Origin of the sequence: Arthrobacter sp. HMSC08H08 (assembly GCF_001807575.1) — a bacterium.
Lineage (GTDB): Bacteria > Actinomycetota > Actinomycetes > Actinomycetales > Micrococcaceae > Pseudoglutamicibacter > Pseudoglutamicibacter albus.
In genome coordinates, this window is sequence record NZ_KV789375.1 from 1 (window position 1) to 17,028 (window position 17,028).

General features: G+C 59.8%; 15 protein-coding genes and 1 tRNA gene. 5 read left to right on the forward strand and 11 right to left on the reverse strand.

Annotated features, from left to right (window positions below):
- Positions 1-212: 212 nt before the first annotated feature.
- The 5 genes from rplA to HMPREF3175_RS00850 all read right to left on the reverse strand — a co-directional run bounded on the left by rplA (position 213) and on the right by HMPREF3175_RS00850 (position 2,934).
- Positions 213-917, reverse strand: coding sequence for a 50S ribosomal protein L1 (rplA, locus tag HMPREF3175_RS00830; RefSeq protein WP_035758009.1), 705 nt, complete (start codon positions 915-917; stop codon positions 213-215).
- A 177-nt stretch (positions 918-1,094) separates the two neighbouring features.
- Complete coding sequence (gene rplK / locus HMPREF3175_RS00835) at positions 1,095-1,526, reverse strand: 50S ribosomal protein L11 (protein ID WP_035758007.1); 432 nt, start codon at positions 1,524-1,526, stop codon at positions 1,095-1,097.
- Between the two features lie 163 nt (positions 1,527-1,689).
- A complete protein-coding gene (nusG, locus tag HMPREF3175_RS00840) occupies positions 1,690-2,424 on the reverse strand; it encodes a transcription termination/antitermination protein NusG (protein WP_070490189.1) in 735 nt (244 codons plus the stop codon).
- 72 nt (positions 2,425-2,496) lie between these two features.
- Positions 2,497-2,721 carry a preprotein translocase subunit SecE gene (gene secE, locus HMPREF3175_RS00845; RefSeq protein WP_035758003.1) on the reverse strand — a complete coding sequence of 75 codons (225 nt, stop codon included), beginning with the start codon at positions 2,719-2,721 and terminating at the stop codon, positions 2,497-2,499.
- Between the two features lie 140 nt (positions 2,722-2,861).
- A tRNA-Trp gene (locus tag HMPREF3175_RS00850) sits at positions 2,862-2,934 on the reverse strand.
- 456 nt (positions 2,935-3,390) lie between these two features.
- On the opposite strand from HMPREF3175_RS00850, the gene HMPREF3175_RS00855 reads away from it, so the two are divergent.
- Positions 3,391-5,442 (forward strand): S8 family peptidase, encoded by a 2,052-nt coding sequence (locus HMPREF3175_RS00855; protein ID WP_176745101.1) that lies wholly within the window; start codon positions 3,391-3,393, stop codon positions 5,440-5,442.
- Positions 5,443-5,560: 118 nt separating this feature from the next.
- On the opposite strand, the gene HMPREF3175_RS00860 is transcribed toward HMPREF3175_RS00855, so the two are convergent.
- Positions 5,561-5,938, reverse strand: a complete 378-nt coding sequence (locus HMPREF3175_RS00860) for a hypothetical protein (RefSeq protein WP_141739754.1) — start codon at positions 5,936-5,938, stop codon at positions 5,561-5,563.
- A gap of 366 nt (positions 5,939-6,304) precedes the next feature.
- Here HMPREF3175_RS00860 and HMPREF3175_RS00865 point away from each other — a divergent pair, with 366 nt between their 5' ends.
- Both HMPREF3175_RS00865 and HMPREF3175_RS00870 read left to right on the forward strand, forming a co-directional pair.
- Complete coding sequence (locus HMPREF3175_RS00865) at positions 6,305-7,504, forward strand: pyridoxal phosphate-dependent aminotransferase (RefSeq protein WP_070490313.1); 1,200 nt, start codon at positions 6,305-6,307, stop codon at positions 7,502-7,504.
- A 105-nt stretch (positions 7,505-7,609) separates the two neighbouring features.
- Positions 7,610-7,936 (forward strand): PspC domain-containing protein, encoded by a 327-nt coding sequence (locus HMPREF3175_RS00870; protein WP_083289329.1) that lies wholly within the window; start codon positions 7,610-7,612, stop codon positions 7,934-7,936.
- 72 nt (positions 7,937-8,008) lie between these two features.
- Here HMPREF3175_RS00870 and HMPREF3175_RS00875 read toward each other — a convergent pair whose 3' ends face one another.
- The 5 genes from HMPREF3175_RS00875 to HMPREF3175_RS00895 form a co-directional block, all read right to left on the reverse strand.
- Positions 8,009-9,235, reverse strand: a complete 1,227-nt coding sequence (locus HMPREF3175_RS00875; protein ID WP_370991798.1) for a glycine C-acetyltransferase — start codon at positions 9,233-9,235, stop codon at positions 8,009-8,011.
- A gap of 61 nt (positions 9,236-9,296) precedes the next feature.
- Entirely contained in the window at positions 9,297-10,343 is a 1,047-nt protein-coding gene (gene tdh, locus HMPREF3175_RS00880) for an L-threonine 3-dehydrogenase (RefSeq protein ID WP_070490197.1), read from the reverse strand.
- 145 nt (positions 10,344-10,488) lie between these two features.
- Positions 10,489-11,745: a CAF17-like 4Fe-4S cluster assembly/insertion protein YgfZ gene (locus HMPREF3175_RS00885; protein ID WP_176745102.1), complete on the reverse strand. Its 1,257-nt coding sequence runs from the start codon at positions 11,743-11,745 to the stop codon at positions 10,489-10,491.
- 66 nt (positions 11,746-11,811) lie between these two features.
- Positions 11,812-12,519: a nitrobindin family protein gene (locus tag HMPREF3175_RS00890; protein WP_070490199.1), complete on the reverse strand. Its 708-nt coding sequence runs from the start codon at positions 12,517-12,519 to the stop codon at positions 11,812-11,814.
- Positions 12,520-12,698: 179 nt separating this feature from the next.
- Positions 12,699-13,343, reverse strand: a complete 645-nt coding sequence (locus tag HMPREF3175_RS00895) for a hypothetical protein (protein ID WP_070490201.1) — start codon at positions 13,341-13,343, stop codon at positions 12,699-12,701.
- Positions 13,344-13,619: 276 nt separating this feature from the next.
- Between HMPREF3175_RS00895 and mshD the strand changes: the two genes are divergently transcribed.
- Positions 13,620-14,597, forward strand: a complete 978-nt coding sequence (mshD, locus tag HMPREF3175_RS00900) for a mycothiol synthase (protein WP_370991801.1) — start codon at positions 13,620-13,622, stop codon at positions 14,595-14,597.
- 173 nt (positions 14,598-14,770) lie between these two features.
- Positions 14,771-17,011, forward strand: a complete 2,241-nt coding sequence (locus tag HMPREF3175_RS00905; protein ID WP_070490318.1) for an RNA degradosome polyphosphate kinase — start codon at positions 14,771-14,773, stop codon at positions 17,009-17,011.
- Positions 17,012-17,028: the final 17 nt, after the last annotated feature.

A 17,028-nucleotide genomic window follows, 5' to 3' on the forward strand; every position in this document is an offset into this window, starting at 1 on the left:
TACGCGATCAACTTGACATGAGGCACTACGATCGGCAGACGCCGGTAGCGCAACCAGCCAGCACTCTTCCCGATCAGCGCTCCCCGCGATGCGCCACCAGGGCCCGTATCCCTAGCTTCAGGCTAGAGGGGCACAGCATTAAACACATTGTCCCCGGCCATTCGCATGACCGGGGACAACGCTATGTTTCGTCGGCGACTAGCCGCGTGGTGCTAGCTGCGGACAGTGACGGTTGCTGGGTCCAGTGGAACGCCAGGACCGAAGGTCGTAGCCAGGGTGGCCTTCTTGATGTAGCGGCCCTTGGAAGCGGATGGCTTCAGGCGGTTGATTTCCTCAACAGCAGCCTTGAAGTTCTCTTCCAGAGCGTTCTGGTCGAAGGAAGCCTTACCAACGATGAAGTGGAGGTTGGAGTGCTTATCAACGCGGAAGTCGATCTTACCGCCCTTGATGTCACCAACAGCCTTAGCAACGTCCATGGTGACGGTGCCAGTCTTAGGGTTTGGCATGAGGTTACGCGGGCCGAGGATCTTACCGAGGCGGCCGACCTTACCCATCATGTCTGGGGTGGCTACTGCGGCGTCGAAGTCGGTCCAACCGCCCTGGATCTTCTCCATGAGGTCATCGGAACCAACGAAGTCTGCGCCAGCTTCACGAGCTGCGTCAGCGTTCGGACCAGCAGCGAAGACCACTACGCGGGCGGTCTTACCGGTGCCGTGTGGGAGGTTCACGGTGCCGCGAACCATCTGGTCAGCCTTACGAGGGTCCACCGAAAGGCGGAATACAGCCTCAACGGTTGCGTTACCCTTCGAAGCGCTCGTGGTCTCCTTGATCAGAGCCAGAGCCTCTTTCGGCTGGTAGAGCTTGCCGTCTTCAATCTTGGCGGCTGCTTCCAAATATGCTTTGCTGCGCTTTGCCATCTGCGTCTTTTCTCCTTGTGCAGTTGTGGTACCCGGGCCGCGCTCGACCCTTCCCACTCCCCTTCACGGGGCATGATGCTTATATCTGTAACGGGTTCAGTCCACGCTCACACTATGTGTTTGGTTCGCGTGTTTGAACCGCGCGCCACACGCGAGGGCGTGTAGCGAGAAGCGCGATTACTTCTCGACCTCGATACCCATCGAACGGGCGGTGCCTGCGATGATCTTGGACGCAGCGTCAACGTCGTTAGCGTTGAGGTCCTTCATCTTGTATTCAGCGATTTCCTTGACCTGATCCTTGGTGAGCTTACCCACCTTGTCAGTGTGTGGAACGCCGGAGCCCTTAGCAACGCCAGCTGCCTTCTTGATCAGCTGGGACGCTGGTGGAGTCTTGGTGATGAAGGTGAACGAGCCATCTTCAAAAACCGTGATCTCTACTGGGATGACGTTACCGCGCTGGGATTCGGTCTCAGCGTTGTAAGCCTTGCAGAACTCCATGATGTTGACACGGTGCTGGGCAAGTGCCGGGCCGATTGGTGGGGCCGGGTTTGCCTGACCTGCCTGAATCTGGAGTTTGATCAGGCCAGTGACCTTTTTCTTCGGAGCCATGTATGGTCCTTCTCTCTCAAACTTCACCCTCGCACAGGAGCGTACGAGGGCCGGTTGGTCGCCGTGGCGCGGCGACCGGATCGTCGGTCCCGGCTAAGCGAGCCGGGGCGACGAAAACTTTTGTGTTGTGGAACGAGTCGAACGTGAGCTACTTAAGCTTGGACTAGTTGACTTTGGTGACCTGGTTGAACTGCAGCGTGACCGGGGTTTCGCGCTCGAAAATGGAAACCAGGACCACGAGCTGGCGGGTTTCGAGCTTGACCTCGGAGATGGTTGCTGGCATCGATTCGAAGGGGCCGTCGTTGACGATGACGGCCTCGCCAACCTCGAAGTCTGCCTTGACCTCTGTGACAGGAACCTTTGCTTCTTTACCGGTCTCTTCGGCTTCCGCTTCAACCTCGATGGTGTGCTCGAGCATCGAGTACACCTCGTCAAGGCTCAACGGGGTTGGGTCATATGCGTTTCCGACAAAGCCGGTCACGCCTGGGGTGTGGCGTACAGCACCCCAGGATTCATCCGTCAAGTCCATGCGGACCAACACATAGCCCGGGATGCGGACGCGACGAACTTTTTTAGAAACCGTGTTCTTCACGACAACGGCTTCTTCCATCGGAACCTGGATCTCGTAGATGTAGTCCTCCATATTCAGGGTCTGAATACGGGTTTCCAGGTTGAGTTTCACGCGGTTCTCGTAGCCTGCGTACGAGTGGATGACGTACCAGTGGCCCGGTTGCCGACGTAGTTTCGAACGGAACTTGCGACGCAGTTCGGTGAGCTCATCGGTTTCGGCTGCAGCATCGCTGTCCGCATCCTGGGCAGCGTCGACGGAGGCGTCGACGGTCGAGTCAACCTCGGTGCGTGGTTCTGACTCGTTAGCTTCCAGTTCCTGCTCGGACACTCGCTCCTACTTTCTGCTTGGTGCGCTCTGCGGCTGACCGCGCCCGGTTGCGCGCGGCTCATTCGAGCGTAGTTATCGGGTAAACGACCAGACGGCGACCTTACCGAACACGAAATCCAGCAGACCCACCATGATCATGACGATGACAACGAACATGAGTACAACAAACCAGTAGTTCACCAGTTCCTTGCGGGTTGGTGAAACAACCTTGCGCAGTTCCTGGATTACCTGGGCAAAGAACAGAGAGATCGCACCGAAGAAGCCGCGCTTCTTGCGTTGTGCCGTGGTTTCCGTCACTGGTTCACCTTCCGATCTGCACGTGTCAGATCCTTCGCTCAGATCCCTTACTCAGATCTCTTGCTGAAACAACATGGCCCCGCGGCCCCGATCCTGGGGTGCGGGGTCCACGCCGTCATCGTCGGGCGTTTGCCCAAACGCAGGGCAGACAGGACTCGAACCTGCAACCTACGGTTTTGGAGACCGTTGCGCTACCAATTGCGCCACTGCCCTATGAGCCGTGTCCACCGATTTTAGCCACCCACCTAAGCGCGCTGATCTGCAAACGGTGAACACCGAATGTCTAGTCTATACCGAACACGCGCGATAAGTCGAACTCATGCGCTCAGTACACACCACAGACAGTTACCTATGAGTACACCGTGCACTCTCGATGCACCCCTCATGCAGTTACTGAGGATCGTATAAGAAGTGCGAGTTAGGTCTTCCCAATAGATTTATTCACGTCTACCGTTGATGCACCGTGAGCGATCCACAGTGCTCCCTCCCCGAACACGAAAGACGATCATAGTGACTTTATCCACACCGCGCCCTCGCCGGGTCCACGCCCGTCGCACGTCGCGCACTCGATTGCTTGGAACTCTTGGCGCATGCGTTGCGACACTGACTCTGGCTATCCCCCCGACGATGGCGCACGCGGCCCCTGTCGCATCGCAGCCTGAAGCATCCGTGCAATCGCAAAGCGTCATTGTTGCTAAAACCGACAAGCAGTCTCATGAGGATTCGCAAAAGGCTCAGAAGAACCTTGAACGCAAACAGGAGGCGATCGAGAAGCTCAACGCCGATGGCTATGACCGCTTCATCGTGACCTACAAGTCCTCGGCTCGTGCCACCAATCAGGCGGCGAAGCGCTCCAAGGCCTGGGAGAAAGCCGGTAAGTCCTACGGAGTAAACGCCGAGGAAGTGCGCAAGACCGCGACCGGATCACACGTGATCGATCTTGGGGATCAGCGCCTCAAAGGTAAGAAGGCCGATAACTTCATGGACAAGCTCGCCGCTGACCCTGCAGTTGAATCCGTTGAGCCGGATATCCGGTTGTACCCGGTGAGCCTTGAGCCTCGCGATCAGGACTGGTCCAGCCTGTGGGGTCTTCACGGCACCTACGGAGTGGATTCGCAGGAAGCGTGGAAGTACACGCAAGGTGAGGGTGCGGTTGTCGCCGTATTGGACTCCGGCATCACCCGCCACCCTGACTTGGATGCCAACATTCTGCCGGGCTATGACTTCATCGCCGATCCAGAAACAGCCACCGATGGCGACGGGCGCGATAGCGACCCGACCGACAGCGGTGACTGGCAAGTAGCTGGAGAATGCGGCGAGCCCCGCGGACGTGATTCCTCCTGGCACGGAACCCACGTAGCCGGCACCATCGCGGCAGTTGCAGACTCGAAAGGTGTTGTGGGCGTAGCGCCAAAGTCTAAGGTCGTGCCTGTGCGTGTGCTCGGTAAGTGCGGCGGACGCTTGTCTGACTTCGCTGACGCTATCGCCTGGTCAGTCGGAGTAGACGTGCAAGGTGCCCCTAAAAACCAGAACCCAGCTGATGTGATCAATATGTCACTAGGTGGTGGCGGAACCTGCATGCCGAGCTACCAGCGTGCCATCGACCTCGCTAACAGCCGCGGAGCCGTGGTTGTTGTGGCTGCGGGTAACGACACCACGAACGCCGCGAACTTCCAGCCAGCTAACTGCCAAAACGTAGTGACCGTTGGTGCAACCAATAAACAAGGCAAGCCAGCCCACTACTCGAACTTCGGTGACACCCTGGACGTATCTGCACCCGGCGGTGAAACCCATACTCGCGGTAGCGGAATCCTCTCCACCGTGAACTCCGGCAAGACCCGTCCCGTTGGCCCAAGCTACTCGGAATACCAGGGCACCTCGATGGCTACCCCGCACGTTGCAGGTGTTGCCGCACTCATGAAGTCCGTGAACCCAGAGATCTCCCCAGCTCGTATCGAGAAGATCCTCAAAGAGACCGTGAAGGCACCGAATGGCAAGTGCCCGCGTCCGTGCGGCGCAGGGATCGTCGATGCTGGGCGTGCGGTCAAGGCTGCGGCCGGAAACAATGCGCCAGCTCCAAAGCCAACCCCTAAACCGTCAACGGAGCCAACGTCTCAGCCGAGCCCAGAACCAAGCACGGAACCAAACCCTCAGCCGACCCCTGAGCCAACCACCGAGCCAACCACCGAGCCAAGTAGCTCGCCAACCACGGCACCAAGTCCAAAACCAACAACGGAGCAGTCACCTGAGCCTGAGCCTGAGCCTGGGCGTCAGCTGATCCGTAACGGCGGCTTCGAGGAAGGCCTCGGGCCGTGGTCCAGCAACGCTCGCAACATCCTGGCCCGCAACAGCACTCATGCTCGCTCCGGTGACCACTCGGCTATGTTCAACGGCAACGGCCGCCCCTCGAGATACACGCTGGAACAGAGCGTGACCGTGCCCGCTAAATCCAATGCGGTTTTGAGCTATTGGCTCAAGGTGCGTTCGAACGAACTGATGCCCGCGGTGAGCGACACCCTCACCGTCTCGGTGTGGGACGGCAAACGCTGGACCACCCTGAAAGCTCACTCCAATGCCGAGAAGGGTGGAGGCTACCGCCAGCACCACATCGACCTCTCCCGGTTCGCTGGTCAGCAGATCAAGCTACGCTTCATCGGCCGCGAAGGGCTCTTCTTCGCTACCGCGTTCAACCTTGATGACGTAGAGGTGACCGTCAAATAAGAGACCCTCTACCGTGCAGGCGGTAGAGCACCATAAAACAAGAGAGCAAGATGCGGCCGGTCTGGAGCATTCCAGGCCGGCCGCATCTTTATCGGTTCGTTCCTCTTACAGGCACCGCCTACTGCATGCGTGCTTGCGAATCCGGTTCAACCGAGGTGACCTCCGGCAGCTTTTCCAAAGCCTCGCTCACCTCATCCAACCGGGTCTCTTTGAAACCAGGCTCCAAGCTGTAGACGAACGAGCCATCGAACATCGTGAGCCCCGGCTTAGCCGCAACATCGAACTTCTCAAGGGCCCGAGCCACCTTCTTATCCACCTCGTCGCGGTCAGAACCCTTCTTAACTTGCAGGATCAACCCGTCAATAGTCCCCCGACCAACCGCTGGCGGACCAGGATGCCGCAGCGAAGGATCGTTCTTTGGGCCGCGCATCGAAGGAAGCCTGCTCGAAGACGGGCCGTCCTGAGGACCACCCGAAGTAGAAGATGAAGGGGGCATGGTCGTAGACTCCTCTGACTCGCTGGCTGAAGGCTGCGTTGACTCATTGGCTGAAGGCTCCGCCGAACCTGTTTCCGCGGGCGATGCCGACTCGGTAGCCGACTGCTCAGCCTCGTTCTGGGAAGGGCCGCTAGAGCATGCCGCTACGAACGATAGGGACAATGCGAGCACACACGCGGGAATAAGGCGCCGCGCCGCGCCCGGCGTTCTAGGATTCTCGCGGCTGTAAAACTGAGGCGTCATTTCTGAATGCATGCCTCATTTTCCCACTCGCCTCGCTAGGATGGAAGCGCCCCACATTATCTCTATCTGGTGGCTCGGAAACGCCCCAACGCAAACCCGAACCGCATCATTGAAGGACTGTTCATGCCAGCTCGTCTCTCAGCCAGACTTTCCGCCATCGCACCATCGGCAACCCTCGCGGTAACCAACCGCGCCAAGGACATGAAAGCACAAGGCGAGGACGTCATCGGATTCGGTGCCGGCGAGCCGGACTTCCCAACTCCCGACTACATCGTTGAGGCCGCAGTTGTTGCCGCCCGCGACCCGAAGAACCACCGCTACACCGCAACCAACGGCCTCATCGAACTGCGAGAAGCAATCGCCGCGAAGACCCTGCGTGATTCAGGGCTCGAGGTTGATCCGGCCAACATCGTGGTCACCAACGGCGGCAAACAAGCGGTGTTCAACACGTTCCAGGCCCTACTGAACCCCGGTGATGAGGTCATCATCCCCGCCCCCTACTGGACTACCTATCCCGAGGCGGTCAAGCTCGCAGGCGGGGTGCCCGTCGAGGTCTTCGCTGGCCCTGAAGCCGGGTATAAGGTCACGGTCGAACAGCTTGAAGCCGCGCGCACCGATTCAACCCAAGCGGTCCTGTTCGTCTCCCCATCCAACCCGACCGGTGCCGTCTACACGCCGGAAGAAACCAAAGCGATCGGCGAATGGGCCCGCGATAACGACATCTGGGTTATCACCGACGAAATCTATGAACACCTCGTCTACGACGAAGCCGAGTTCACATCCATCGCCGCTGTAACGGAAGGCCTTGAGAAGGTTGTCATCCTCAACGGTGTAGCTAAAACCTACGCGATGACCGGTTGGCGTGTGGGTTGGCTCATCGGACCAAGCGACCTCATCAAGGTGGTCTCAACGTTCCAGTCGCATTCAACCGGTAACGTCGCCAACGTGTCCCAGCGGGCAGCGATCGCGGCAGTCTCCGGGACGCTCGATGAGGTCCACACGATGCGAGAAAGCTTCGATCGCCGACGCAAAGCCATGGTCGAAGCCCTCAACCAGATCAACGGCTTCCACTGCCCTACCCCAAAGGGTGCGTTCTACGCTTACGTGGATGTGCGCGAAGCCCTCGGCAAAACCTACGCCGGGCAAACCCCCACCACCTCGAGCCAGCTCGCCGAACTCATCCTTCAAGAAACCGGTGTAGCGCTCGTACCAGGCGAAGCGTTCGGGCCATCGGGCTTCCTGCGCCTCTCCTACGCGCTCGGCGACGACGACCTCGCCGAAGGCCTCCGCCGCGTCCGTGACTTCATCAACAGCGCTGCCTAGTCTCTGGGAACGGCTTCACAGCCAGACACGAGTTTCACCGAACACGACAGCAACCTTTCACGAAACCGACTTTTCAGGAAACCGACTTTTCAGGAAGTGCTCCACATGGATCCGATCTACAGGTGGCTTAGAGCCATGCCGATACGCCGCGGCCCCCGCCGGATGCTGGGTGGCGTGTGTGGCGGCATCGCACACAAAACCGGTTGGGACGTCGGGATGGTTCGGCTCATCACGCTCATCGCGTTGATCCTGCCGGTCATCTCGTTACCTGCCTACCTCATCGCGTGGGTCCTCATCCCGTGGGGCGCCAGCGACGAGGCCGCCGAGCGAGCTGCGCGACGCCGCAAGACCGTCGCCATCCCGCCGCGAGAATACGATCCGTTGGTGCTAGAAAAACTCATGAACTGGGGCGCCAATAAAGTGCGGAAATAACTCAACGCGAATAAGAAAGCGCGGCACCTGCTTAAGAGCAGATGCCGCGCTTTCGCGCCGGCGCCTAGCCTTCTAGCTGGCGGCCTCAACCGCTGTGCGGGCCGCCACGAATGCGTCCACGCACGCCTCGATGTCCTCGGGTGAGTGCGCCGCTGAAAGCTGAACGCGAATGCGGGCCTCACCGCGCGGAACCACCGGGAAACTGAACGCCGTGACATACACGCCGTGGCTGAGCATCTCGTCGGCGATCTTGGCCGCGAGCGCGGCATCGTGGAACATGACTGCGATGATCGCATGCTCGCCCTCAAGCAGCTCGAAGCCCTCCTCGTCCATCCGGCGGCGGAAGTGCGCGGCATTCTCGAAGAGTTTCTCCCGCAAGTCAGCTGCCCCCGAAACCAAGTCCAGGGCAGTGATCGTTGCGGCAACGATCACTGGGGCCAGCGAGTTGGAGAACAAATACGGGCGGCCTTGCTGACGCAAAATATCGACAATCTGCTGACGAGCCGCAACATAACCGCCCGATGCGCCACCCAGGGCCTTGCCGAACGTTCCGGTGTAGATGTCAACGCGGTCAGAAACCCCCGCATGTTCAGGAGTTCCGGCGCCGGTCTCCCCCATGAAACCGACCGCATGCGAATCATCGACCATGACCAAAGCGCCGTACTCGTCGGCCAGGTCGCAGATTTCACCGAGCGGCGCAAGATAGCCGTCCATCGAGAACACACCATCGGTCACGATCACGGTGCGGCGAGCGCCCGCGCCATCGTTGAGGGCCTTGGCCGCTTCGAGTTGGGCTCTAAGATCTTCCATGTCGCGGTTGGCGTAGCGGAAGCGGGCTGCTTTAGAGAGCCTGATCCCGTCGATGAGCGAGGCGTGGTTCAGGGCGTCCGAGATGATTGCGTCCTGTTCGCCGAACAGCGGCGCGAACACGGCACCGTTGGCGTCAAAGCAGGAAGAGAACAGGATCGCGTCATCGGTTCCCAACCAGTCAGCGAGCTTGCCCTCGAGCTCAAGGTGTTGATCCTGGGTTCCGCAGATGAACCGCACCGATGCCAGACCGAAACCGCGTTCGGTCAAGGCTTCACGTGCGGAGTCGATGATCCGCGGATCATCGGCCAGACCCAGGTAGTTGTTGGCGCAAAAGTTCAGCACCTCACGGGCTTGGCCGTTCGCGCTTGCGGTGATGTGGGCTGACTGCGGGGTCGTGATGGTCCGCTCCCGTTTGGTCAGGCCCGAGGCCTCGATTTCATCCAGTTCAGCCTGCAGATCAGCAAGCATCGCCTCACGTGCATTCGTCATAATTCCTCAACCCTTCCCCTCAACCTCATCGTTTCCAAGCAGTGTGTCTAAGTAGAGTGTCTTAAACGTTTCGCCAATCCAGCAAGACCTTGCCGCGTTGCCCCGAGCGGGCAATATCGAAAGCCTCACGCCATTCGGAGGCCGGAACCACATCGGAGATCACGGAAGCGATCCGTTGCCTGAACAGCTCATCGCTCTGCAGCATCGCGGTCATTGCGTACCAGGTCTCATACATCTCGCGGCCATACACGCCCTGCAACGTGAGCATGCGCGTCACAATACGGCCACCATCCACGCTCCACGCGCCGTTAGGCAAACCCAAAAGTGCAATGCGGCCGCCGTGGTTCATGTTCTCGATCATTTCCGAAAGCGCCGGCTGGGCTCCTGAGATCTCCAAGCCGACATCGAAGCCTTCAACCAGCCCCAGGCTGCGCTGCACATCGGCGATCTTCTCGCGTCCTGCAAGAACCCCTGCATCAGCTCCCATGCCCTCGACACGTTTGAGGCGTTCCTCGCTCAAGTCAGTGACCACAATCTTGCGCGCGCCAGCATGACGGGCGATAGCGGCGGACATCAAACCGATCGGGCCAGCACCCGTGATCAGAACGTCCTCACCTACGAGGTTATTCAGAAGCGCGGTGTGGGTCGCGTTGCCCAACGGGTCATAGATCGCGCCCAGCTCCGGGGTCACGAAATCATCCGTGTGAATCCACACATTCGATTCGGGAATCACCACATACTCAGCGAACGCGCCATCACGTTGCACCCCAACCGACTGCGTGTTGATGCACATGTGGCGGCGCCCCGCACGGCAATTGCGGCACATACCGCACACCACGTGCCCCTCACCGGAAACCCGGTCCCCGACCTTCACATCGGTCACGTAATCGCCGGTCTGGACGACCTCGCCATAGAACTCATGCCCCGGGATCATGGGTGGGGCGATCATGTCTTGGGCCGCCTGATCATAGGCCTCGATGTGCAGGTCTGTACCGCAAATCCCGGCCATCGTAACACGAATCAGAACATCGTGCGCGCCCGGGGCAGGAACGGGGCGGTCAGTGAACTCGAAACCGGCGTGCGGGCCAGACTTATACAGGGCCTTCATGAAGTCCTCCCAGAACAGAAAGGGCACGAGCCGAAAGGATACGAACCGTAAGGGCGCAAGCCGAAAAACACGGGCCGAGCGCATAAGACGGTGCGGCGGCAGTTAGGAATAAGACTAACGCGCGCGCCGGGCGTCTGGGGAGGCCTTATCCGCGCAGATCCTTACCCATGCCGGGACCCAACCGGCCCACGTCCTTCGGACGGCCCACCACATTGCCAGCGTTCGGGGGCACAATCACGGTCTGTAGCGCCTGATAGGTCTGCTCGCCGTCCACCACAGTCAGCTCCGTATCGACACCGACGTTCCGACGGATCACCGCCAGCGCAATCGGGCCGGCATCGTGATGCAAAACAGCGCTTGTGAGCGTACCAACCGTGCGCTCACCCGCCTTCACTTCAGCGCCGGCCGCCGGCAGCGTATGTTCGGAACCGTCCAGGTCCAAGAACACGATGCGGCGCGGCGGATGCCCCAAGTTGTGAACGCGAGCCACCGTCTCTTGCCCCTTATAGCAACCCTTGTTCAGGTGGGTTGCCACGCGTAGAAGGTCCAGTTCGTGAGGAATCGTCTTAAAATCCACTTCTGTCCGGATACTCGGATTCCAGGCCGCGATGCGGACTTGTTCATACGCCATCAGACCGCCGATACGCAGCCCAGCGTCCTGCACCGCGCTCAATACCTCCGGCATACGGGAGCGCCGAACCAGCGAGAAGAACCATTCACCATCAGAACCAGGATGCTCACCGCCGACCGGACCATACGGCCAGCCACCAACGCACACATCCGGCCACGGATCCCGCAACACCGGGCCCCACGCGTCCTCAAGCTGTCCTACCACCCCGGCTTGCTGTCCATCGGCATCGGCGAGCCGTTCGCGCAACACACAACGCGCCCCCACCACGGCCCATTCGGCGGTCACATCAGCAACCTCGACCTGGCTCATGAAACGCATCTTGCCCAGCCACTCGACCAAGCTACCCACATAGCCCGGTTCGGTGAGAAGCCACGTGGCTTCGCCGTCATCGAGAACACGCACATCAAAGTCGATGCGGCCCTGAAGATTCAAGAACAAGGCCCGCACCGCCACGTTCTGAACCGACTCAACGCCCTGGTTGGACTCGTCCGGGGTCGGCACACTCGGTGTCAGCGTGTCGAGTTTTTGGGAAGCCAGCGAGTTCAGCCACGTGAGACGATCCGGGCCGCTCACCCGGGCCACATCCCACGAGGACAAATCAACGACCGCGCGGGCTTCATCCACGTCGCGGCCCTCACGCAAAGGCGAGCCATAGTGCAGAGCAATGCCGGCGTCCACACCCGAGGCGCGCACTGCGCCTTCAAGGCTCAAAAACACGGAATCCGGGGTCGGCTCAACCGCGGAAAGATCAATAGGCTGCGGGTCTAGCATCTACACAAACTCAGCATGTCAACAAACTCAGCTTCTACACCAGCTCGGCAACAACGCCTACTCGGCCTAGTCAGTGCCTTCGCCGCCAGCTGATTCCTCAGTCCCCTCAGCAGCGTCGCCGTTGCTAGAGCCGTTGTTGTCGGCGGCGTGTCGGCGGCCACCCGGGGCAACGCGCTTCAGTTGGGCGGAACCATGCGCCGCGAGCTCCTCACCGGCATCGCCTGCGACGTCCCAACGCCAGAACAGCATCTCGTTGACCAACCCGTAAATGCGGGTCGCCCGATCATACGGATGCGCGTACTGCGAACGTTGCACACCTGCGGTTTCGAGGAACACCTGCGGGCCAGCGATGTGCCCCGAATACTGTTCGGTGATCCCACCGGGGTGCGCGATCGTCACGTTGAGGGCAAAGCCCTCCCGGCCGTCCCGTTCAGTGCGTAGCTTCTCGACGTCTTCCGCGTTACGCAACGCCGGAACCACGTCACCCGGAATCAAGCCAGGCCCGCCATCCGACTCAGTCAGCTCACGTTCCAGCTGCCAGAAACCGGTCTCCACGGCGATCGGGCGAATAACCTGGCCCTCGTCATCAGCTAGCCACGTCTCTGCACGGTATTCAACAACCGGCAAACCAATCTGCTCAAAAGTGACGCGCTGGAAGAACCGCTGATCATCAGCGGCACCCTCTCCCAGCATCCCGTAGCCTTCCCAGCGGCCCAAAAGCCACGAAAACGGGACAAGCTCCGGCGTGAGATCGACGGGAAGCTCAAACGCCATAAATTACTTCTGACCCCGGAACAGGTAACGCACGGTGCCGATCGCGAAACTCAACATGCCCAAGCCGGCAGCACCGATCAGGCCGTAGAAGAAAATCTCATAACCCAAGTAATCGTTCATGCCTCTAGTCTAGCCCCGTTCCCCCGCCAGGCCAGAAACCGTCCGCAACTATGACCGCTCTAATAGATCAAATACCGGGTCACAAGCGCAGTGGGCATACCCATCACGACCACGCCGCACGCCCCAGCGATAGCGAATGTCCACATCGGGATCTGACCCAACGCCTTAGGCCGGCTCAAGGTGATCAGCCAGACACCCAGCCCCACACCCACCACGGCGAGCGCAACCGAAACCCACAAAGCTGTCGAAACCGAGGCACCATCCAAGCGGATCTCCCGGACCCACACAAACCAGCCGGAACCCAACGCCACGACCAGTGAGGCGCCAATGCATTCGGCGAGCACCGCTACCTTCTCGCGAGATTCCTCAACAGAGAACAGTTGCAACACGAAACTCAGCAACACACCGACTGCCGCGCCCATCGGCCACCACGCCAACCCGTGCTCCTCCGGAAGCAACAGCATCATTCCCAGCGAAGCCGCCATCGTCACGAACATCACGATCCGGACCGTGGAACCACCCACGGCATGCTGGCGGCGCGGCCACAAAACACACATCGCGAGCAAAACCAACGCGGTCGTGAACAAACCCGCGCTCGATTCCATCTGAGTTGAGCCTGACTCCGCCCCCAGGCTCAACAAAACCGGGGCCGTAAGAACGACCCACACCAGCCCGGACAGAATCAGTAGCAACGGATAACGCACCCTTCCATCATGCCGCATCGAACCACGCCGCCCCAGTCAATCCACCACAAATGAGCTAAACCAGCACAAAACGGCGGGCATGAACCCGCTGGGGATGACTTCGCTGGGCATGAACAGGCATGTTCATTGCGCCGCAACTCGATTAGCGTAATGACTATGAGCACGCATGAATCCCACGCTGCACACGATCAGCACGCCTCAAACAACCAGCACGATGCACCCGGCCAGCAGGCTCCTGCCGCACAGGACGCTGACGCCACCAACACCGATTCCACGATGTGGACGCTGTCCCGCTTTGATGGCCGTCCGTCTGATGCCGTGTTGGATGGCATCATCGCGGTCGCTCGCGCGGCCGAGGACGCCGATGGTCACGAACCGTTCAACGAACAGACCCGCATTGAGCTGCGCCGGGGCGAGAACGTGTGGGGTGTGATCGTCTCAACGGACCAGGCAGCATCGACCGATCAAGCAGCAGGCCCGGAGAATGCAGAGTCCCAGCCGCGTGAGAGCGTGGTGGCGGCCGCGATCGTGACCGGCGGACCGAGCGAACCCGCAACCGTTGAGATGGCCGTGCATCCGAACAACCGCGGTTTCGGTATGGGCCAGGACCTCGCGGACATGCTGGTGACCCAGCTTGAGGGCCGCACCGTCAACGTGTGGGCTCACGGGGACCACTATGCGGCACGCACCCTAGCGGAACGCGTCGGTTTGGAGCGTGTGCGTGAGTTGTGGAGCATGCGGCTGTGCGACCCTGCGTCGCTGCCTGCCACCCCTGAGGTTGCTGGTGTGAGCATCCGGGCTTTCGACCCTAACAAGGATGCCGATGCCTGGCTTGACGTGAACGCGGCGGCGTTCGCGTCGCATCCGGAGCAGGGCAAGCTCACACGTTCGGATTTGGATGAGCGGCTTGCTGAAGACTGGTTTGACCCGGCAGGTTTCCTGTTGGCCACCGATGACGAGTCCGATGAGCTGCTGGGTTTCCACTGGACTAAGGTGCACGCGGCTCACACGGATGAGCGCGGGACTGAACACCCTGCAGTCGGTGAGGTCTACGTGGTGGGTGTTTCACCGGATGCGCAGGGCCGCGGTCTGGGCAAGGCGCTCACCCTCGCGGGTTTGAACCATCTCAAAGACGAGGGACACCAGACGATCATGTTGTACGTGGACGCCGATAACGCCCCGGCGGTCGCCCTGTATGACAGCCTCGGTTTTGAACGCTGGGACGTAGACGTGATGTATACGAAAGACGCCTAGAAACTACTTTCAGGTAACAGTTGGCTGACATCTGCCCCAAGATCTCACCTATATCGCCCTTCTGGAGAAAAACACCGATAAACGAGCGGTATCCTGAAGGTGATTCCACCCGCTCTGCATGAGCCTATATGGCTCGTGAAGAGCAGGGCCGATCACTGCACGACACCCATGCCATGCCCGGCGTCGAACAGGCCCGGCATCACAAGGAGGATCGCGTGGAGAATCACGCCGGAACCGTACCTGCGAGCAAACCGAAGCGTGTCAAGCCGACCGCTGACCGGATAGAGGCCCCAGAGGTCTCCGTCCACACTACTCCGGACGGTGATTTTGGCCTGGAGCGGTTCCTGGACCGGGAAATGTCGTGGCTGGATTTCAACCTGCGCGTGCTCGAACTGGCCGAAGACCCTGACCTGTTCCTGCTGGAGCGCACCAACTTCCTTTCGATCTTCGGTTCCAACCTTGATGAGTTCTTCATGGTGCGTGTTGCGGGCCTCAAACGGCGCATCGCAGCCGGCATGGCTGTCCCATCGATGACCGGGTTGAGTCCACAGGACCAGCTCGAGACCATCCTCGAGCGCGCTCAAGAGCTTCAGCAGCGGCACGCGCGCGTGTTCACTGAGCAGGTTCGGCCGGAACTGACTAAAGAGAAGATCACGATCATCCGGTGGGACGAACTCACCGATTCGGAACATCACCGTTTGCGGGACTGGTTCACTGAACAGGTTTTCCCTGTTCTGACTCCGTTGGCGGTGGACCCGGCCCACCCGTTCCCCTACATCTCCGGGTTGTCGCTCAACCTCGCTGTTTTGGTGCGGAACCCGCAGACGGGCAAGCACCTGTTTGCTCGCGTCAAAGTCCCGGATGTTCTACCCCGCTTGGTCCGTGTTGATCCGCCGTCTCATGACCCTTCGGCTGGGGTGCGTTTCGTCCCGCTTGAGGAGATCATCGCAACCCAGCTCGACATGCTTTTCCCCGGCATGGAGATCATGGAGCACTACACGTTCCGTGTGACCCGTAACGAGGACCTCGAGGTTGAAGAGGATGATGCGGAGAACATTCTGAAAGCACTCGAGAAGGAACTGTTGCGGCGCCGTTTTGGTCCGCCGGTTCGCCTCGAGATCGATGAAGAGATGTCCGATGAGGTCCGCACTTTGCTGGTGCGTGAGCTTGGTGTTGAGGACTCTGAAGTGTTCGCTCTGCCCACCCCGCTGGATCTGCGCGGGCTTGGCGCGCTGTCCCAGGTTCAGCGCCCGGACCTTCGCTATCCGCGGGCTATCGGCCGCACGTCACGATTCCTGAACGAGGCCGAGACCGCGATGGAAGCGAACGTGGTTGAGGCCGTCAAGGAACGCGACATCCTGTTGCACCACCCGTACGATTCCTTCGCGACCTCGGTGCAGGCGTTCTTGTCCCAAGCGGCAGCAGACCCGAAGGTTGTTGCGATCAAGCAGACCCTCTATAGGACCTCTGGTGACTCCCCGATCGTGGATGCGCTGATCGATGCGGCGGAGGCCGGCAAGCAGGTTCTTGCGATGGTTGAGATCAAGGCGCGCTTCGATGAGCAGGCCAATATTTCTTGGGCCCGCAAACTTGAGCAGGCGGGCGTGCACGTGGTCTACGGGATCGTGGGGTTGAAGACTCATTCGAAGCTTTCGCTCGTGGTGCGCCGTGAGGGTAATCAGTTGGTGCGTTACTGCCACATCGGTACGGGTAACTATCACCCGTCCACGGCTCGTTTCTATGAGGACCTTGGCTTGTTGACGTGTGATCCTGCCGTGGGTGAGGACGTGACACGTTTGTTCAATCAGCTCTCCGGTTACGCGCCGCGTACCACGTTCGATCGCCTCTTGGTTGCTCCGCGTTCGCTGCGTTCTGGCTTGCTTGAGCGTATCGAGCAAGAGATCAAGAACAAGCAGGCGGGCAAGGACGCTCGTGTGACCATCAAGGTCAACTCGATGGTGGATGAGACGATCATCGACGCGCTCTACCGCGCCTCGCAGGCGGGTGTGCAGGTCGATGTGATTGTGCGTGGTATCTGTTCGTTGCGCGCCAATGTTCCGGGCTTGTCGGAGAACATCCGGGTTCGTTCGATTCTGGGCCGGTTCTTGGAGCATTCCCGTGTGTTTGCGTTCCATGACGATGGCGACCCGGTGGTTTATATCGGTTCGGCTGACATGATGCACCGCAACCTTGATCGCCGTGTTGAGGCACTGGTCCCGATCAAGAACGAGGACGATAAGCGCGGCTTGATCGAGTTGATGGACCTGTATTTGTCTGATGAGACGTCATCGTGGCATCAGCAGCAGGACGGCACCTGGAACCGTGTTCATAAGGATGCCGACGGCAACCGTCTGATGGATATTCAGGAATACTTGTTGAAGACCCGAGCTCGTCGAGGAACACCGAACGCATAATGTCAGCATCAATTTCT